The organism is Sphingomonas sp. (assembly GCF_036387595.1).
GTDB lineage: Bacteria > Pseudomonadota > Alphaproteobacteria > Sphingomonadales > Sphingomonadaceae > Sphingomonas.
In genome coordinates, this window is the sequence record NZ_DASVTL010000087.1 from 1 (window position 1) to 16,314 (window position 16,314).

Annotated in this window: 23 protein-coding genes; 5 read left to right on the forward strand and 18 right to left on the reverse strand. The window is 66.8% G+C overall.

Going from position 1 to position 16,314, the window contains the following annotated elements:
* Positions 1 to 178: 178 nt before the first annotated feature.
* From VF643_RS09800 to VF643_RS09865, 14 genes are all read right to left on the reverse strand, one after another.
* On the reverse strand, positions 179 to 466 hold the full coding sequence (locus VF643_RS09800; RefSeq protein WP_331043201.1) for a type II toxin-antitoxin system RelE/ParE family toxin: 288 nt from the start codon (positions 464 to 466) through the stop codon (positions 179 to 181).
* Complete coding sequence (locus VF643_RS09805; protein ID WP_331043202.1) at positions 463 to 642, reverse strand: hypothetical protein; 180 nt, start codon at positions 640 to 642, stop codon at positions 463 to 465. Before VF643_RS09805 ends, VF643_RS09800 begins: the two co-directional genes overlap by 4 nt.
* A 69-nt stretch (positions 643 to 711) precedes the next feature.
* A complete protein-coding gene (gene purQ / locus VF643_RS09810; RefSeq protein ID WP_331043203.1) occupies positions 712 to 1,380 on the reverse strand; it encodes a phosphoribosylformylglycinamidine synthase subunit PurQ in 669 nt (222 codons plus the stop codon).
* Positions 1,377 to 1,607: a phosphoribosylformylglycinamidine synthase subunit PurS gene (gene purS / locus VF643_RS09815; RefSeq protein WP_331043204.1), complete on the reverse strand. Its 231-nt coding sequence runs from the start codon at positions 1,605 to 1,607 to the stop codon at positions 1,377 to 1,379. The genes purQ and purS overlap by 4 nt, the downstream gene beginning before the upstream one ends.
* Positions 1,608 to 1,620: 13 nt before the next feature.
* Positions 1,621 to 2,400: a phosphoribosylaminoimidazolesuccinocarboxamide synthase gene (gene purC, locus VF643_RS09820; protein ID WP_331043205.1), complete on the reverse strand. Its 780-nt coding sequence runs from the start codon at positions 2,398 to 2,400 to the stop codon at positions 1,621 to 1,623.
* Positions 2,401 to 2,495: 95 nt separating this feature from the next.
* Positions 2,496 to 3,365 (reverse strand): DUF4349 domain-containing protein, encoded by an 870-nt coding sequence (locus VF643_RS09825; RefSeq protein WP_331043206.1) that lies wholly within the window; start codon positions 3,363 to 3,365, stop codon positions 2,496 to 2,498.
* Positions 3,366 to 3,431: 66 nt separating this feature from the next.
* A complete protein-coding gene (locus tag VF643_RS09830) occupies positions 3,432 to 4,277 on the reverse strand; it encodes an alpha/beta hydrolase (protein ID WP_331043207.1) in 846 nt (281 codons plus the stop codon).
* 142 nt (positions 4,278 to 4,419) lie between these two features.
* Complete coding sequence (guaA, locus tag VF643_RS09835) at positions 4,420 to 5,973, reverse strand: glutamine-hydrolyzing GMP synthase (protein ID WP_331043208.1); 1,554 nt, start codon at positions 5,971 to 5,973, stop codon at positions 4,420 to 4,422.
* A gap of 278 nt (positions 5,974 to 6,251) precedes the next feature.
* Complete coding sequence (rplQ, locus tag VF643_RS09840; protein ID WP_331043209.1) at positions 6,252 to 6,674, reverse strand: 50S ribosomal protein L17; 423 nt, start codon at positions 6,672 to 6,674, stop codon at positions 6,252 to 6,254.
* A gap of 244 nt (positions 6,675 to 6,918) precedes the next feature.
* Complete coding sequence (locus VF643_RS09845) at positions 6,919 to 7,983, reverse strand: DNA-directed RNA polymerase subunit alpha (RefSeq protein ID WP_331043210.1); 1,065 nt, start codon at positions 7,981 to 7,983, stop codon at positions 6,919 to 6,921.
* A 111-nt stretch (positions 7,984 to 8,094) separates the two neighbouring features.
* Positions 8,095 to 8,484: a 30S ribosomal protein S11 gene (rpsK, locus tag VF643_RS09850; protein WP_331043211.1), complete on the reverse strand. Its 390-nt coding sequence runs from the start codon at positions 8,482 to 8,484 to the stop codon at positions 8,095 to 8,097.
* Between the two features lie 104 nt (positions 8,485 to 8,588).
* Positions 8,589 to 8,957 carry a 30S ribosomal protein S13 gene (gene rpsM, locus VF643_RS09855; RefSeq protein ID WP_331043212.1) on the reverse strand — a complete coding sequence of 123 codons (369 nt, stop codon included), beginning with the start codon at positions 8,955 to 8,957 and terminating at the stop codon, positions 8,589 to 8,591.
* A gap of 134 nt (positions 8,958 to 9,091) precedes the next feature.
* Positions 9,092 to 9,346 (reverse strand): hypothetical protein, encoded by a 255-nt coding sequence (locus VF643_RS09860; RefSeq protein ID WP_331043213.1) that lies wholly within the window; start codon positions 9,344 to 9,346, stop codon positions 9,092 to 9,094.
* A 51-nt stretch (positions 9,347 to 9,397) separates the two neighbouring features.
* Positions 9,398 to 9,604 carry a hypothetical protein gene (locus tag VF643_RS09865; protein ID WP_331043214.1) on the reverse strand — a complete coding sequence of 69 codons (207 nt, stop codon included), beginning with the start codon at positions 9,602 to 9,604 and terminating at the stop codon, positions 9,398 to 9,400.
* Positions 9,605 to 9,772: 168 nt separating this feature from the next.
* Between VF643_RS09865 and VF643_RS09870 the strand changes: the two genes are divergently transcribed.
* Positions 9,773 to 9,937, forward strand: coding sequence for a hypothetical protein (locus tag VF643_RS09870; RefSeq protein WP_331043215.1), 165 nt, complete (start codon positions 9,773 to 9,775; stop codon positions 9,935 to 9,937).
* Here VF643_RS09870 and VF643_RS09875 read toward each other — a convergent pair whose 3' ends face one another.
* The gene (locus tag VF643_RS09875) at positions 9,938 to 10,555 is read right to left on the reverse strand and encodes a S24 family peptidase (protein WP_331043216.1); all 618 of its coding nucleotides are present in this window, start codon (positions 10,553 to 10,555) and stop codon (positions 9,938 to 9,940) included.
* 56 nt (positions 10,556 to 10,611) lie between these two features.
* Between VF643_RS09875 and VF643_RS09880 the strand changes: the two genes are divergently transcribed.
* Both VF643_RS09880 and VF643_RS09885 read left to right on the forward strand, forming a co-directional pair.
* On the forward strand, positions 10,612 to 10,821 hold the full coding sequence (locus VF643_RS09880) for a hypothetical protein (protein ID WP_331043217.1): 210 nt from the start codon (positions 10,612 to 10,614) through the stop codon (positions 10,819 to 10,821).
* Positions 10,818 to 11,105 (forward strand): hypothetical protein, encoded by a 288-nt coding sequence (locus VF643_RS09885; protein WP_331043218.1) that lies wholly within the window; start codon positions 10,818 to 10,820, stop codon positions 11,103 to 11,105. Before VF643_RS09880 ends, VF643_RS09885 begins: the two co-directional genes overlap by 4 nt.
* A 237-nt stretch (positions 11,106 to 11,342) precedes the next feature.
* On the opposite strand, the gene VF643_RS09890 is transcribed toward VF643_RS09885, so the two are convergent.
* Together VF643_RS09890 and VF643_RS09895 are read right to left on the reverse strand one after the other, a co-directional pair.
* Positions 11,343 to 12,431: an RcnB family protein gene (locus tag VF643_RS09890; protein ID WP_331043219.1), complete on the reverse strand. Its 1,089-nt coding sequence runs from the start codon at positions 12,429 to 12,431 to the stop codon at positions 11,343 to 11,345.
* A gap of 130 nt (positions 12,432 to 12,561) precedes the next feature.
* Positions 12,562 to 13,041 (reverse strand): GAF domain-containing protein, encoded by a 480-nt coding sequence (locus tag VF643_RS09895; RefSeq protein WP_331043220.1) that lies wholly within the window; start codon positions 13,039 to 13,041, stop codon positions 12,562 to 12,564.
* A 119-nt stretch (positions 13,042 to 13,160) separates the two neighbouring features.
* On the opposite strand from VF643_RS09895, the gene VF643_RS09900 reads away from it, so the two are divergent.
* Positions 13,161 to 14,402, forward strand: coding sequence for a threonine ammonia-lyase (locus VF643_RS09900; protein ID WP_331043221.1), 1,242 nt, complete (start codon positions 13,161 to 13,163; stop codon positions 14,400 to 14,402).
* 113 nt (positions 14,403 to 14,515) lie between these two features.
* On the forward strand, positions 14,516 to 15,289 hold the full coding sequence (locus tag VF643_RS09905) for an arginyltransferase (protein ID WP_331043222.1): 774 nt from the start codon (positions 14,516 to 14,518) through the stop codon (positions 15,287 to 15,289).
* A gap of 129 nt (positions 15,290 to 15,418) precedes the next feature.
* Here VF643_RS09905 and VF643_RS09910 read toward each other — a convergent pair whose 3' ends face one another.
* Complete coding sequence (locus VF643_RS09910) at positions 15,419 to 16,222, reverse strand: transglutaminase family protein (protein WP_331043223.1); 804 nt, start codon at positions 16,220 to 16,222, stop codon at positions 15,419 to 15,421.
* Positions 16,223 to 16,314 lie beyond the last annotated feature (92 nt).

The following is a 16,314-nucleotide window of genomic DNA, read 5'->3' on the forward strand; positions in this document are numbered from 1 at the left end:
GGCAACCACCCGCTCGCGCAAGTCCATCGAATAGGGCTTCGCCATCAAGGCTGGCCTCCTCGCCCAGCCTGCATCTTGAATCAGACTTCTCGCCCCAACGGAATCCTCAATCGATTCAGAGCAATGTCATCCCGCTCTAGATCGGCACGCCCCCGGAGCCCGGCAAACTGCATTCTTTTCAAGGGGGAGCGCAGCGGAGGCCATGGCGGGCGGTATGGATCAGCACGAGAATCCAGACCGTTTCGTCGACGACTTCATAGACGAGCCGGTAGCTTCGATGGGGGTAAGTTCGCGCGTGCCGGACACTTCCCGCTCCCTGGCCGAGCAAGGGAAAGTCGGCCAACCCGGCAGCAGCGTCGCTGAACAGGCGATCGATCCGCAGCGCCGTCTGGGGATCACGGGCTTCGAGATAATCCCAGATCGCAGTTCGGTCCTGCTCGGCGCCCGGCGTCCATCTGACCTTCACACCCGATCGGTGATACGGGCGCGGCGGGCGGCGAACTCGGCCTCGACTGCGTCGTTGGACCGACCCCGTCCTTCATCGACCGAAACCCGCGCCGCGGCGACCTTGCCTTGCAGGGAGGCGCTGTGGTCGCGTCGATCCTGCTGACGTTGGACGAACTCGCGCATCAGTTCGCGCACCACTTGCGATTTTTTCCGGCACTGGCAATGTGGCTACCATCGCCGGACAAGCAGTCGAGCCCGCTGCTGCTACCCGCCCACCGCCTCCAGCAACCCCTCGAACAGCCGTCGCCCGTCGGTGCCGCCGTGTGCGGGTTCGATGCGGCGTTCGGGGTGGGGCATCATGCCGAGCACGTTGCCGCGCGCGTTGACGATGCCGGCGATGCTGCGGGCGGACCCGTTCACCGCGCCGGCGTAGCGGAACGCTACCCGGCCTTCGCCCTCAAGCGTGTCGAGCGTCTCGGCGTCGGCGAAGTAATTGCCGTCGTGATGCGCGATCGGCACCGTGATCCTGTCGCCGCGCGCATAGCCCGCGGTGAACGGCGATTTCGCTTCGCCGACCGTCAGCGCGACATCGCGGCAGACGAAGTTCAGCCCGGCATTGCGCATCAGCGCGCCGGGCAGCAGTCCCGCTTCAGTCAGCACCTGGAAGCCGTTGCACACGCCAAGCACCGCGACCCCGCGCTCCGCCGCTTCCACCACCGCCCGCATGATCGGCGAGCGCGCAGCGATCGCGCCCGAGCGGAGATAGTCGCCGTAGGAGAAGCCACCCGGCACCGCGACGCAGGCGACGCCATCGGGCAGGCTCGTTTCGGCGTGCCACACCATCGCCGGCTTCACGCCCGTCACCGATTCCAGCGCGACCGCCAGATCGCGGTCGCAATTAGATCCCGGAAAGACGACGACCGCGGTCTTCATGCGCGCTCTATCCGGTAGTTTTCGATCACGGTGTTGGCGAGCAGCTTGCGGCACATCGCGTCGATCGTCGCATCTTCGGTGTCGCCGGCGACCTCCATCTCGATCAGCTTGCCCGCGCGCACCTCGCCCACGCCTTCGAACCCCAGGCTTCCCAGCGCGTGTTCGATAGCCTTGCCCTGCGGGTCGAGGACGCCGGGCTTCAGCGTCACGAAAACCTTGATCTTCATATTCTTGGAGCCTCTACTTGCCGCGCCGCTTGCGATGGCTGTCGAGGTCGAGCACCGCGCCGTCCTCGCCCTCCGGGAGCAGGCCGAGCCGGCGCGCGACCTCCTGATAAGCCTCCGCCTCGCCGCCCAGATCCTGGCGGAAGCGGTCCTTGTCCATCTTGTCGTTGGTTTCCATGTCCCACAGACGGCAGCCGTCGGGGCTGATCTCGTCGGCCAGGATGATGCGACCGTAGTCATTGTCCCAGATGCGGCCGAATTCGAGCTTGAAATCGACCAGCCGGATGCCGACGCCGGCAAACAGGCCGCTGAGGAAGTCGTTGATGCGGATCGCCAGGTCGGCGATGTCGTGCATCTCCTCCTGGCTGGCCCAGCCGAAGGCGGCGATATGTTCGTCGGAGATCATCGGATCGCCGAGCGCATCGTCCTTGAAATAATATTCGATGATCGTGCGCGGCAGCTTGGTGCCTTCCTCGATGCCGAGGCGCTTGGAGAGCGACCCCGCGGCAACGTTGCGCACGACGACCTCGATCGGCACGATCTCCACCTGACGAATGAGTTGTTCGCGCATGTTGAGACGGCGTATGAAGTGCGTCGGCACGCCGATATGGTCGAGCAGGGTGAAGACATGCTCGGAAATGCGGTTGTTGAGCACGCCCTTGCCGTTGATCGTGCCCTTTTTCTGGGCATTGAAGGCGGTCGCGTCGTCCTTGAAATACTGGATCAGCGTACCGGGTTCCGGACCCTCGTAGAGGATCTTGGCCTTGCCTTCGTAGATCTGGCGGCGGCGAGCCATAAGCGCATGTCCCCGTAAACTAGGCGCCCCGGCGGCGCGTGCGCGAAGCCGGGGCGGATGCGGCGGGCTATACGGACATGGAGGCGGGCGCGCAATCAAGCGATGGGGGCGCCCCGGCGGCGGAACGGCCAGCGCGGCCGCCAGCCGGTGCGCCGGACGAGCCAGACGACGAGCGCGAGCAGCGCTGCCCAAGGGAGCGCCACGACAACGAACGTGACCAGTGCTGCGATGCTGGAGGCAAAGCTGCCCGCCAGGCCATCCCTTGCGCGACTGACCGGCATCCATGCGCCATCGGCACGCACCGAGCTGTAGGTTATGTCGACCTGGGACATGGCAACACGCTGACGCAGTTCAACCTGCAGGCTGCGTGCGGCATCCAGATCTTCCTGAACCGCGGCATAGGACTTCTCCGCCTCGACCAGTTCGCCGACCTTGCCATTGGCCGTGCGGATGATCGCAAGCAGGCGGTCGGCCAGCGCCTGCTTGGCGCGCACCCGTGCGGCGGTGTCGACAATCTGTTTGGTAACGTCCTCGGCCTCTACATGGCGCTCGGCCGCGCTGCCGCCCGCGTCGGTCGCAATAGCGTCGAGTTGCTGACCGAAGCGCGGCGCGAGGCGGGCATCGACCATGAGGCTCAGGCTGCCGGAGCCCCCGATATCGGGATCGCGGGTCAGGTCCGACTTGACGATCAGGCAGCGCCGCACGCCCAGCCGGTTGCACAGGGTTACTGCCTTGGCCTGGGCTGGTGCGACAGCAGCGCCATCAAGCGTGTATCCAAGCCGGTAGGTGTAGGCGATTTGCGGACCAGAAAATGCGGCGGGCCGCCGATCATTCGGCGAAGCCACGATGCCCGGTAGTGCGACGTCGAAGGCCTGCAGGCGTTGGTCCGGTTCGGGCGCAACCATGGACTGGGGCTTGGAGCAGCCCATCGCCGCCAGGCATGCCAGCATGACCATCGTCCGCATCGCCACTCTCCCGCCCATGTCGATGGAGGATCGACTACCCCGGTATCGCGGTCAAGCGGTGCCGCGTCACTCGGCCCGGCCGGCCAATGCCGCCTTCACCAGCCGCTTTGCCTCGATCCACGCGGGCGTATCCGGCGCGACCAATTCGACGTGGCCGGTATCCGGCACGGTGTGAAGCCTCGCCCGGTCGCCCGCCGCCGCGGCCATTTTCACGTAGCCAAGCGCCATGCGATACGGGATGATCCGGTCTTCGCGCCCGTTCACCAGATCCTGCGGCACGCGGAGCGGCAGCAGGCGGGGGACCGAGGTGTCGGCATAAGGGTCCGCCCGACCGGTGCCGACGAGACGGGCGACGACCTCCGTCCCGCAGCCGTTCTCGGGGCTGGCGGCGGTGTCGGCCAGGTCGGGCAGCCCGCCCAGGCTCACGACATGCGCGATCTTCAGCGGGTGCGGCATGCGCAGGGGGCTTCCCGCCGGCAATCGCGATCGTCCCGCGAGCCAGAGCGCGAGATGCCCGCCCGCCGAATGGCCGACCGCGACGACGCGGCGGGTGTCCAGCCCGAAGCGCTTCGCCTCGATCGCGAGCCGATCGGCGGCGGTCGCGACATCGGCGAAGGTGCCGGGATAGCCACCGCCCCGCCGATCGACCCCGCGATAGTCGATGTTCCACACCGCAATGCCATCGTCGCGCAGATCGCCCGCGATCCAGTTCATCAGCTTGGCGTCGGCGATGCTCGTCTGCCAGCAGCCGCCATGGACCATCACCACCACCGGATGCGGCCCCCTGCCCGCGGGCACCCACACGTCGACGATCTGATAGGGATCGCTGCCATAGGAAATGGTAGCGTCCGCCGCCGGCCGCGGACGGGCGCGCAGGTCCGCCCAGGTCATGCGCGGACTATCGGCTGCCATCAGCCCGGTTGCGGCAAGAAGTAAGGGCAGGACACGCAGGATCATCCTCCGGCAATAGCCCGACGCGCGCCACAGCGTACCGGTATCGAGGCGAGCGGGATAATCCTGCGCCAGCCTTGGTCCCCGTCACGCTGCGTCCGCGTCACTCCCACTCGATCGTGCCGGGCGGTTTGGAGGTATAGTCATACGTCACCCGGTTGACCCCGCGCACCTCGTTGATGATGCGGGTGGCGACGCGCGGCAGAAAATCGCCCGGAAACTGGAACGCCTGCGCGGTCATGCCGTCGGTGGACGTCACCGCGCGCAACGCCAGCACGCTGTCATAGGTGCGGCCGTCGCCCATCACGCCGACCGATTTTACCGGCAGCAGCACCGCGAACGCCTGCCAGATCGCGTCGTACAGCCCGGCCTTGCGGATTTCGTCGAGGTAGATGGCGTCGGCCAGGCGCAGGGTGTCGCACCGCTCCTTCGTCACCTCGCCGGGGATGCGGATCGCCAGCCCGGGGCCGGGGAACGGGTGGCGACCGACAAAGATTTCGGGCAGGCCAAGCTCGCGGCCCAGGATGCGAACCTCGTCCTTGAACAATTCGCGCAACGGCTCGACCAGCTTCATGTTCATGCGTTCGGGCAGGCCGCCGACATTGTGGTGGCTCTTGATCGTCACCGATGGCCCGCCGGTGAAGCTGACGCTCTCGATCACGTCGGGATAGAGCGTGCCTTGTGCCAGGAATTCGGCACCGCCGAGTTTTGCGGCCTCGGCCTCGAACACCTCGACGAAGGTCTTGCCGATGAACTTGCGCTTGGCCTCCGGATCGGTGATCCCGGCCAGACCGCCCAGGAACAGATCCTGCGCCTCCACGTGCACCAGCGGAATGTTGTAGGCGCCGCGGAACAGGCCGACGACCTGCTCGCTCTCCCCTGCCCGCATCAGCCCGTGGTCGACATAGACGCAGGTCAGTTGCTCGCCGATCGCCTCATGGATCAGCACCGCAGCCACCGCGGAGTCGACGCCGCCGGACAGACCGCAGAGGACTCGGCCCTTCCCCACTTGCGCGCGGATTTCGGCGATCTTGGTGTCGCGGAACTCGGCCATCGTCCAATCGCCCGCCAGCCCGCAGACGTGCCGCGCGAAATTGCCGATCAGCTTGGCGCCGTCGGGGGTGTGGACGACCTCGGGATGAAATTGCATGCCGTAATAGCGGCGCGCGTCATCGGCGATGATCGCGAACGGCGCGCCGCGGCTGGCGGCGACCGGGCGGAAGCCGGGGGCGAGCGCCGCGACGTGATCGCCGTGGCTCATCCACACCTGGTGGCGCTCGCCCTCGCCCCACAGCCCATCGAAGAGGATGCAGGAATCGGCGACCTCGACCAGCGCATCGCCATATTCGCCGCTGTTGCCCTTTTCGACGACGCCGCCGAGTTGCAGGGTCATCGCCTGCTGGCCATAGCAGATGCCGAACAACGGCACGCCAGAGGCCAGGATCGCTTCGGGAATGCGCGGGCTGTCCGCATCGACCACCGACGCGGGACCGCCGGAGAGGATGATCCCCTTGGGCGCCATCCGCGCGAAGGCGTCGGCGGCGGACTGGAAGGGAGCGATCTCGCTATACACCCCCGCCTCGCGCACGCGGCGGGCGATCAGCTGGGTGACCTGGCTGCCAAAATCGACGATGAGGATGCTGTCGGGATGCTGCATGGCGTCCGGATAGCGGGCCGGGCCTCATAACGAAAGGGGCCGCGCCTTCCCGTGGAAGCGCGGCCCCATGTCCGTCCATCATCCCGGACCTGTTTGATACTTGTTGCGTCCATGATCTACCACCCCGGCGAAGGCCGGGGCCCAGGTGCAAGAACGATCGCAACGAAGCCAAACACATCCCCACCCGGCGTTCCGAGCCTGGGCCCCGGCCTTCGCCGGGGTGGTACATGCTTGCGGGGGACGCTAGCCAAACATGTCCGGAATCACAGACCGATCGCTTATGCGGCTTCGTCGAAATCCTGGTCGTTCATCACCGGACCCGAATCCTGGCCCTTGGCACTCACGTCGCGGTCGACGAATTCGATGATGGCCATCGGCGATGCGTCCGACGCGCGGATGCCCGCCTTGACGACGCGGGTGTAGCCGCCGTTGCGCTCGGCATAGCGCGCAGCGAGGACGTCGAACAGCTTCACGAGCTGCGCATCGTCCAGCAGCCGCGAATGCGCCAGGCGGCGGTTGGACAGGCCGCCCTTCTTGGCGAGGGTGATGAGCTTTTCGACATAGGGCCGCAGTTCCTTGGCCTTGGCCACGGTCGTCGTGATCTGCTCATGCTTGATGAGCGCTGCCGACATGTTGCGGAACAGGGCGAGACGATGAGCCGAAGTGCGCTGTAGCTTACGGCCGCCGACGCGATGGCGCATGGATATTTCCTTCGTTCGTTAAGGGGCCGTTTTACGGAAACCCCAGACCAGGTGGCCGTCAAGGCCGCCACCCTTTTGCCTTCTTCTTATCCTCCCCGAGCCTGCTCGGGGAGGGGGACCGCTCGCTGAAAGCGAGGGGTGGAGGGGCCGACGTGGCGAAGCCACGTCGTCGGCCCGGTTCGGCAAGCCGACCCGCCGGCCGGGCTGGCGCCGTCTCCGGGTTAGCATGGCTAACCCGGTGGGCTTAGCCCATGATTTCCTGCTCCAGCTTCTTTGCCATCTCTTCGATGTTCTCCGGCGGCCAGCCGGGGATTTCCATCCCCAGCCGCAGGCCCATCGACGACAGCACTTCCTTGATCTCGTTCAAGGACTTGCGGCCGAAGTTCGGGGTCCGCAGCATCTCCGCCTCGGTCTTGCCGACCAGATCGCCGATATAGATGATGTTGTCGTTCTTCAGGCAATTGGCCGAACGCACCGACAGTTCCAGCTCGTCGACCTTCTTGAGGAGGTAACGGTTGATCTGCTGGGTATCGCCGGTCATCTCGCCACCTTGCGGTGCCGCGACGGCCTGACCCACCGGTGCCGAGCGCGGCGCCGACGAATCGTCGAAGTGGACGAACAACGCCAGCTGGTCCTGAAGGATACGGCCGGCATAGCCCACCGCGTCTTCCGGGGTGACGGTGCCGTCGGTCTCGACCGACAGCGTCAGCTTGTCATAGTCCAGATCCTGCCCGACGCGGGTCGGATCGACCTTGTACGACACCTGACGCACCGGCGAATAGAGCGCGTCGACCGGGATTAGCCCGATCGGGGCGTCGGCCGGACGGTTGGCGGTCGCGGGGACATAGCCCTTACCGATGTCGGCGGTCAGCTCCATGTTGAGCGTCGCGCCTTCATCGAGGTGACAAAGGACCAAGTCCTTGTTCATGATCTCGATGTCGCCCGACACCGCGATGTCGCCGGCCTTCACCGCACCGGGGCCGGTGGCGGACAGCTGGAGACGCTTCGGTCCTTCACCCTGCATGCGCAGCGCGATCTGCTTCACGTTGAGGACGATATCGGTCACGTCCTCGCGCACGCCGGTCAGCGAACTGAATTCATGCAGCACGTTCTCGATCTTGATCGAGGTCACCGCGGCACCCTGAAGCGACGAGAGAAGAACGCGGCGCAGGGCATTGCCGAGCGTGAGGCCAAAGCCACGCTCCAGCGGCTCGGCGACGAACGTCGCCTTGCGCTTGCCATCGCCGCCCTTTTTCTCGAGCCCGCTGGGCTTCTTCAGTTCTTGCCAGTTCTTTGCATTGACAGACAAGCTGTGTCCCCTGAGTTGGGCCTCGCGCCAAGAACCTTTGGGGGGCGGCGGCGGCCGTGGGTAGAAGCGGAACCGCTCGTCAGCGGACCGCGGGTATCGTGACGTTCCGGATCAGACCCGGCGGCGCTTCGACGGCCGCACGCCATTGTGCGGGATCGAGGTGACGTCGCGGATCGAAGTGATCTGGAAACCGACCGCCTGGAGCGCACGCAACGCCGATTCGCGGCCCGAGCCAGGCCCCTTGACCTCGACTTCGAGCGTGCGCACGCCGTGCTCGGCTGCCTTCTTGCCAGCGTCTTCCGCTGCGACCTGCGCCGCATAGGGAGTCGACTTGCGGCTTCCCTTGAACCCCATCGTGCCCGCCGAAGACCACGAAATCGCGTTCCCCTGGGCATCGGTGATGGTGATCATGGTGTTGTTGAAGCTGGCGTTGACGTGGGCGACGCCCGACGTGATGTTCTTGCGCTCGCGCCGTTTGATGCGCTGAGGTTCGCGTGCCATTGTTTAATCCTGACCTGTATCTTGCGTTACGCCGGGACTGCGCTCGTGGAGAGCGGCCTCGCGGCGGAGAAGAAGTGGCGCAAAAGCGCCCCGCGCTTTCGCTGCTACTTCTTCTTGCCGGCGATCGGCTTGGCCTTGCCCTTGCGGGTGCGCGCATTGGTGTGCGTGCGCTGGCCGCGGACCGGAAGACCACGACGGTGGCGAAGGCCGCGATAGCAGGCCAGATCCATCAGACGCTTGATGTTCATCGCGGTCTGGCGGCGAAGATCGCCCTCGACCGTATGATCGGCGTCGATCGCCTCACGGATATGCAGAACTTCCTGGTCGGTCAGATCCTGCACGCGCGCCGTCTCGGCGATGCCGAGCTTGGTCGTGATTTCCTTGGCCTTGGTCGAACCGATGCCGTGGATATAGGTCAGCGCGATCACCACGCGCTTGTTGGTCGGGATGTTTACACCCGCGATACGTGCCATGAAATGTGTCTCCTAGCTCCACGGGACCGGCATGGCTGCACGGACCCCATATCGACGCGTTAGCCCCAAACGCACGATTGCGGCGAACGCAACGGAGCGCCGCCGGGAACCGGTGTGATCGGGGTAGGTTCCAATTAAGGCCGGACCGCCGCGCTGTCAACCACGGGTGAAGCGGCCCGGCGCAAGCCCGACCAGCGGCGCAGCGCGACCGCGAACCAGATCAGTTCCACCACGCCGAACGGCCACGCCCCCTGCAGGAAACCGTAAGCCGAACCCATCAGGCAACCCAGCGCAAAGAACAGGGTCCAGATGGGTGCGCGGTGTTCGAGCATGTAGCAGATCAGCATGAAGCTGACCGCGAACAGGCCGAAGAGCGTCAGCGCATCCATCCCGGCCAGATAGGTGGCACGTCGCTCAGACGCCAGCGGTGCGCGGCAATGTCAGTGAACGGTGCCGATCACCTCGCGCGTATCGAGCAGCAGGATCAGCCGTTCGATCTGTCGCCAGTGGCAGAACCGCAGATGATTGCCGACGGCGCGTGCCGCACACGCGCGGGCCGCGGCGGATTCGCGCGCGGCATTGCCGTGATGGGCGATCAGATCGGCCGCGTCGGCTACCGAATCGGCGTGGGCGAGATGAAACGGCATCGGTGCTCCGGCATTGTGACAGCCCCGTGTGGAGCACGACGCGTGCCAGCCTTGGCAGTGTGACGCTGATTGGCGGCGCACATTGGTAAACGGCCGCTCCTGGCACCGCTCGACCGTCCCGGAACGGGACGCTGGTGTGCCGCGACGGGACATGGCAGGACGTTGGGGATGGCCAATCCCCCCTCCCCCGCGGCCGGCGGCGCACCGATCGCGTTCGGTGCCCTGGCCGGTGCGCTCATCGGCTTCTTCATGGGCCAGACCACGCTCGGCTTCGTGATCGGACTGGCGATCGGCGTCGCTCTCGCTTTGGTGATCTGGCTGCGCGGGAGATAGCTATTCGGGACGGCCCATCCGCCAAACCACCCGGCCGATCACCTCGATCGCGCCGGGCGAAACCGGGGAAGCAGCAGGATTGTCGCTGCTGGCCACCAATACGGCCGATACCAGCGCAACTCGCTTGACCATCAATGTCCCGTCGATCCGGATGACGTAGATCGCGCCGCGCTTGGCCGGCGTACGGTCTCCCCGATCCACGATCACGTGATCGCCGTCGCGCAGCGCCGGTTCCATCGAACTGCCGCGCACGCGGATGACCCCCGCCATCCCTTCGCGAAGTCCCAGATCGCGAGCCAGCGCAGGCGACAGCGTTTCCGTGCCGATCGCGACCTCCGCATCCACGAGCGCCCCCGGCCCCGCCGACGCTGCGACGTCCAGCCGCGGCACCTGAAAGACGCCGGGCGCGGGCGACCCGCCCAGCGCCGCGTCGTCGACCCCGAACACGTCGGCAAGCAGTCGCCGGTCGCGCTCGGCAAGCAGGCGCGGGGTGCCGCGCGTGACGAATTGCTGGAGATAGGCCGAATTGCGCCGGATCATCGCCGACAATGCCGCCAGGCTGTGCCCGCGCGCCTGCGCCAGCGCCATCAAGGCGGCTCTCTGCTCGGTCGGGGACATGCACCTTCATAGCCGCAGGAAAAGTCCTAGACAAGTTGGAGATTGCGGAACAGACCATGAACATCATTGGAGAATCGGTGGAGGCCGCAGTGGCGAATTTGACGGAAATCGGACGGTATCTGGAAGAAACCGGCATGCCGGAAACCAAGTTCGGGCGGCTGGCCGTCCACGATCCCCGCCTGGTCGGCGACCTGCGCCGCGGGCGTCAGCTGGGCGAGCAGGTGGCGGCGCGGATCGACCGCTTCCTGGCGGAGCGGCGGGCATGAGCGCGGGGAGCAAGCTGGCGCGCGCACTCGTGGCGATGGCGCAGTCCGGCGGATGTACGATCCGCATCGCTTCGGCCAGCGAGCGCCCCTGGGCCAGCGCGACCTTCGTCGGCGCGCGTCACGCGCTGATCGTCGAAGCAGCCGATTCGCCAGCGTTGCACACCTGGCTGGGCACGCTCGCCGAGGCAGAATTCGGCCTGCCGGGGCATCTCGTCGCCGACGTGTCGGTTCAGCACGGCGCGGGCCGTGCACGCGTATCCGCGCTGACGCTGGTCGCGGCGTGATCGGAGGCCGCGGCGGCGTGAGCGGATGTCGGGTCCGCGTCCGACCCGATCAAAACAGTCCCAGGGCAGATCGACCTTCGGCCGATGGAGTGGTCCGGTTTCGGTTCGACCTCTCCTTTGCTCCTGCGAAAGCAGGAGTCCAGGGTGGCAGGGTGCGTCGCCGGTGGCTCTGGACTCCTGCTTTCGCCAAGAGAACAGATGCCGGGATGCGAGACGCGCCTGAATGTCGCGTCCGTCCTAGGAGCAGCGGCACACCGTCTTGCGACGCGGCTTCCACACCTTCTTCTTCGCTATGGGACGCGACCAGGTGACGTGATCCTCGTAGATCTCGGTGGTGGTCGTGGTCACGACGGGGGCGGTCTGCACCGTCACCGTCGTGTAGCTGCCGCCATAGCCGCCGCCCGATGTCACCACGGTCGTGCCGCCGTCGGGCGAAACCCAATGATTGCCGCCCGCCATCGGCGCGGGCGGATAGGCGCGCGGCGGTGCATGGCCGGGTCCGTAGCCGGGCTGCGGATAGCCCGCACCATATCCGACGCGTGGCGGCGGTGCGGGAGGATCGCGATAGTCGCCGCCACGATAGGCTGGGCCGCGATAGGCCGGGCCGCGATCCTCGTTCTTGTCGATGACATAGCCCGCCGCCGCGCCGACGCCCGCGCCGATCAGCGTGCCGCCCAGCCGGTTGCCGCGTCCGGCGATGACATTGCCCGCGACTCCCCCCGCAACCGCACCGATCGCGGCGCCGCCCAGGCCGTTGTCGCCGCGCTCGTAGCGCGTATCGCGGCGCCGGTCGTCGTCGCGCCGGTCGAAATCGCGCCCGTCATAATCGCGGGCATCGCCGGCATAGACCCGGTCGTCGTCATAGCCATAGTCGCCTACGTCGGCGTAGCGATCCTGGCGGTCCCAATCGACATCCTGCGTGGTGTCGAAGACCGACCCGCGGCTGTCGATCAGCACCGCGTCGTCGTAATAGCGCACCCAATTATAGCCGTAGGGCGGCTGCGCGAGTCCGTAATTGGCCCAGTCGGACACGTAGAAGCGCGGTGTGTTCCAATAGACCGGCACCGCCCAGCCGCGCACTGGCCGACGATAGGCGTTCCAGCCGCCGGGCGCGTTCACGCCGCCCCACCAGCGTCCGCCGACCTTGCTGCCCCAGCGCGGTGCGCGCTGATGGGTGATCGGTCGGGCCGCGCGATGTTGCGTGACCGGCATCGCCGAGCGGGGCTGCACACCCGGGCCGCGCTGCACCATCCGCTCGCCCGCCGACGCCGCATCGGCGCCGATCAGCGCCACCATCGCCGTTCCCGCGATCAACAGGGTTCGCATGCCAGTCTCCCAAAGCAACAACGCTCCGGCCCGATGAACGCCGGACTTCATTCACCGGTTGCTTACCAATTCGTGAACGATCTCGCCAGCGCACGCCTCGTCCCGAAACGGATCAGATCCCCGGTTCGGATCAGAGGCGCAGCGACAGCAGGCGCGCGATCGCCTCGCACCCCACGACGTCCTCGTCATCGAAGCGCGCCGGATGGGGACTGTCGAGATCGAGCACCGCGATCACCACCCCATCGCGCAGGATCGGCACGACCAGCTCGGACTCGCTGACGGCGTCGCACGCGATATGCCCTGGGAAGGCATGGACGTCGTCCACGCGCTGGGTCTCGGCCGTGGCCGCCGCAGTGCCGCACACGCCCTTGCCGATCGCGATGCGGATGCACGCGGCCTTCCCCTGAAACGGCCCGAGCACCAGTTCGCCACCGATCACGCGGTAGAAGCCGGCCCAGTTCAGCCCCGGCAGATATTCCCACAACAGCGCCGCGGCATTGGCCATGTTGGCCACGCCGTCCGGCTCATCGGCGGTCAGCGCATCCAGGGCGGACAGAAGATCGCGATAGAGGGCGGGCTTGGTGCCGCCGGAAATGTCGAACTGGTACATCGCGTCCTCCTTCCTCGCCGCACCGCGCGAGCGCAAGCGGCCATTGCACCATCAGAGAGGGACGGCGACACGCCGTGCGCCCGGGTTCCACTGACAACCGCATTCGGCTACGCGGCATCATGGCCACCGCAGTACAGCTCGAACCCGACCTGCCCGTCTCGATCGGCGACGTCCGCGCCGCGCACGCGCGCATCCGCGACGCGATCGTCCGCACGCCGACGCTGGTCAGCAAGACGCTGAGCAAGATGACCGGCGCGACGGTGTGGCTGAAGTTCGAAAATCTGCAATTCACCGCGGCCTATAAGGAGCGCGGCGCGCTCAACACGCTGCTCCAGCTGTCGCCCGAAGCCCGCGCCAAGGGCGTGATCGCGGCATCGGCGGGCAATCACGCGCAGGGTCTGGCCTATCACGCCGATCGGCTGGGCGTCCCCGCGACGATCGTGATGCCGATCACCACGCCCACCGTGAAGGTGGTGCAGACCGAGGGCCACAATGCCAAGGTCGTGCTTCACGGCGAGACTTTCGACGCCGCCTACGCCCACGCCCGCGTCCTCGAAGCCGAATGCGGCTACACCTTCGTCCACCCCTTCGACGACCCACGCGTCATCGCAGGGCAAGGCACCGTCGCGGTCGAGATGTTCGAGGATGTGGGCGATATCGACACGCTGATCGTCCCGATCGGCGGCGGCGGCCTGATCTCGGGCATGGCGACGGTGGCGCGCGCGCAGGGTCACGGCATAGAGGTGATCGGAGTCGAGGCCGAACTCTTCCCGTCGATGTACAACCGCATCCGCGGCACCGACATGCCGTGCGCCGGCGATACGCTGGCCGAGGGTATCGCGGTCAAGGAACCCGGTGGGATCACCGCGCGCATGGTCGCGCACCTGGTCGACGACATCCTCCTCGTCAGCGAACGCGCGCTTGAGGAATCGGTCAGCCTGCTGCTCCAGATCGAGAAGACCGTGGTCGAGGGCGCGGGCGCCGCGGGGCTGGCGGCACTGCTGTCCTACCCCGATCGCTTCCGCGGCAAGACGGTGGGCGTGGTGCTGTGCGGCGGAAATATCGACACCCGGCTGCTCGCCAACGTCCTGCTGCGCGATCTGGCGCGGTCCGGACGGCTGGCGCGGCTGCGCATCCGTTTGCAGGATCAGCCCGGCGCGCTGTTCAACGTCGCGCGCATCTTCGACGCCGAACGCGTCAACATCATCGAAATCTATCATCAGCGCGTCTTCACGACCCTGCCCGCCAAGGGGCTGGTGACCGACATCGAATGCGAAACGCGCGACCGTGCGCATCTCGACCGGCTCATCGCGGCGCTGCGCGAAGGCGGCTATGACACGACTCAGGTGGAGTCGGCGTGAAGCTGCGTGGTTGATAACCGAATCGTGGTAAACCGCCTTTTCATGCGCGACGATGCGATTCATAGAGGGCGTCCGGCGCCGATCGCGGCGCCATCGAAAGGGCTCGACCAGCGGTGACCGCGCATTTCCGCTATCCGCGCTTCTTCGTGACGAGTCCGTCGCCGTGCCCGTATCTGCCGGGTCGGCAGGAGCGCAAGGTGTTCACCGAACTCGTCGGCGTCCACGCCGCCGAACTCAACGAAGCGCTCGGCCGCATCGGTTTCCGCCGTAGCCAGGGGGTGGCCTATCGTCCGAACTGCATCGGCTGCACCGCGTGCGTTTCGGTGCGCGTCGTCGTCGGGGAATTCGTCGCCAACGCCACCCAGCGCAAGCTGCTGCGGCGGCACGGCGACCTGGAGGTGAGCGCCTGCCGCCCCTGGGCGACCGACGAACAGTTTCAGCTGCTCCGCCGCTATCTCTCCGCGCGTCACCCGGGCGGCGGCATGGCGGGCATGGACGAGGACGATTACGCCGACATGGTCGAACATTCGACGGTCGAGTCCTTCGTCGTCGAATATCGCGAACCCGGCGTCGGTGGCCGCCCCGGCCGTCTGGTCGGCGCGTGCCTGACGGATCGCCAGGCCGATGGTCTGTCGATGATCTACAGCTTCTTCGACGCCGCCGACACCACCCGCCCCGCGCTCGGCAATTTCATCATCATGGACCATATCCTGCGCGCACGAGAAGCCGGGCTGCACTACGTCTATCTCGGCTATTGGGTGAAGGGTTCGGCGCGAATGGCGTATAAGACGCGCTATCGCCCGGTCGAGGTTCTCGGCCCCGCGGGCTGGAGCCGGTACGAGGACGACGTGACGGACCCGCCGCGGTTGCAGCGCGAGACGGCGTAGCGCACGAGTTCATCGCCCTCACCCTTCCGGCGCGTACCGCGCCTCCCTCCCTCTCCCGGCGGGAGAGGGAAGGGGCCCGCCACCGCAGGTGGTGGGAAGGGTGAGGGTGAAACCCCGACCCCCGCCGGCTTACTCCTCCGCCACAACGCTCACGTCCACGTCAAGCCGCTCCGCGCCCTCGCCCAGCCGCGATCCGGCAACCGGCGCGGCGCCCGCCGCGTCGAGCGCCGCCGCGACCCGGACGTAATTATCCTCCGGGCTTCTGCCAAAGCACGGGTCGAAGCCGATCCAGCCGATCCCGTCGACATGCGCCTCCACCCAGCCGTGCGGTGTCGGCCGGTGATCGCCGGTAATGTCGGTGCGGCAATAACCCGAGACGTAGCGCGCCGGAATACCGAGCGAGCGGGCCGCGACCGCGAACATCTGCGCCATGTCGCGCGGCGTCGCGCTTTCGCGCACGAACGCCGCCGCGGCATCGAGGCCGGGAAGCGGCCGGCCGCGGTCGAACGCGAACCGTTCGTGCAGCGCGTCGTTCAGCCGGTGCAGCCGATCGAGCGGGCGCTCGCCCCCTGCCCCCAGTGCGAACGCCGCGATGTCCGGATCCGCCGCGGTCGCTTCCGTCGCGCGCAGGAACAGGGCCGGGGGCAGCAGTTCGCTGGCGCCGTGGACAACCCCGCTCGAATGGCTGGTCAGCACCTCGCCGGACACCGCGATCTCTATGCCGTCCAGCGGACCCTCGACGTAGAGCATCGTGATGCAATTGCCGAAACCGTCGCGGCCCTGGCGCAGCCGGGCGTCGCGATCGACGTCGATCCGCCACTGCGCCACCGTCTGGTCATGGGTGTTCTGCGGGGTCAGCCGGAGCAGCTGGACGAGGCGCGCCTGCGGCTCGCTGAACCGGTAATTGGTGCGATGGTCGATGGATAGCCGCATGGAATTGCCCCTTTGTCTGCGCCAGCTTTTGCCGTTCGTGCTGAGCGAAGTCGAAGCACAAGCCCCAAGCTATGCTCTTCGACATCGCTCAG

What these genes read in the sequence shown, in the direction of transcription:
- purQ (WP_331043203.1), bottom strand. Translation starts at nt 1,380, where the DNA reads ATGAAGACCGCGGTCGTCGTCTTTCCGGGATCTAATTGCGACCGCGAT.
- purS (WP_331043204.1), bottom strand. Translation starts at nt 1,607, where the DNA reads ATGAAGATCAAGGTTTTCGTGACGCTGAAGCCCGGCGTCCTCGACCCG.
- purC (WP_331043205.1), bottom strand. Translation starts at nt 2,400, where the DNA reads ATGGCTCGCCGCCGCCAGATCTACGAAGGCAAGGCCAAGATCCTCTAC.
- VF643_RS09825 (WP_331043206.1), bottom strand. Translation starts at nt 3,365, where the DNA reads ATGCGGACGATGGTCATGCTGGCATGCCTGGCGGCGATGGGCTGCTCC.
- VF643_RS09830 (WP_331043207.1), bottom strand. Translation starts at nt 4,277, where the DNA reads ATGGCAGCCGATAGTCCGCGCATGACCTGGGCGGACCTGCGCGCCCGT.
- guaA (WP_331043208.1), bottom strand. Translation starts at nt 5,973, where the DNA reads ATGCAGCATCCCGACAGCATCCTCATCGTCGATTTTGGCAGCCAGGTC.
- rplQ (WP_331043209.1), bottom strand. Translation starts at nt 6,674, where the DNA reads ATGCGCCATCGCGTCGGCGGCCGTAAGCTACAGCGCACTTCGGCTCAT.
- rpsK (WP_331043211.1), bottom strand. Translation starts at nt 8,484, where the DNA reads ATGGCACGCGAACCTCAGCGCATCAAACGGCGCGAGCGCAAGAACATC.
- rpsM (WP_331043212.1), bottom strand. Translation starts at nt 8,957, where the DNA reads ATGGCACGTATCGCGGGTGTAAACATCCCGACCAACAAGCGCGTGGTG.
- VF643_RS09860 (WP_331043213.1), bottom strand. Translation starts at nt 9,346, where the DNA reads ATGGATGCGCTGACGCTCTTCGGCCTGTTCGCGGTCAGCTTCATGCTG.
- VF643_RS09865 (WP_331043214.1), bottom strand. Translation starts at nt 9,604, where the DNA reads ATGCCGTTTCATCTCGCCCACGCCGATTCGGTAGCCGACGCGGCCGAT.
- VF643_RS09870 (WP_331043215.1), top strand. Translation starts at nt 9,773, where the DNA reads ATGGCCAATCCCCCCTCCCCCGCGGCCGGCGGCGCACCGATCGCGTTC.
- VF643_RS09875 (WP_331043216.1), bottom strand. Translation starts at nt 10,555, where the DNA reads ATGTCCCCGACCGAGCAGAGAGCCGCCTTGATGGCGCTGGCGCAGGCG.
- VF643_RS09880 (WP_331043217.1), top strand. Translation starts at nt 10,612, where the DNA reads ATGAACATCATTGGAGAATCGGTGGAGGCCGCAGTGGCGAATTTGACG.
- VF643_RS09885 (WP_331043218.1), top strand. Translation starts at nt 10,818, where the DNA reads ATGAGCGCGGGGAGCAAGCTGGCGCGCGCACTCGTGGCGATGGCGCAG.
- VF643_RS09890 (WP_331043219.1), bottom strand. Translation starts at nt 12,431, where the DNA reads ATGCGAACCCTGTTGATCGCGGGAACGGCGATGGTGGCGCTGATCGGC.
- VF643_RS09895 (WP_331043220.1), bottom strand. Translation starts at nt 13,041, where the DNA reads ATGTACCAGTTCGACATTTCCGGCGGCACCAAGCCCGCCCTCTATCGC.
- VF643_RS09900 (WP_331043221.1), top strand. Translation starts at nt 13,161, where the DNA reads ATGGCCACCGCAGTACAGCTCGAACCCGACCTGCCCGTCTCGATCGGC.
- VF643_RS09910 (WP_331043223.1), bottom strand. Translation starts at nt 16,222, where the DNA reads ATGCGGCTATCCATCGACCATCGCACCAATTACCGGTTCAGCGAGCCG.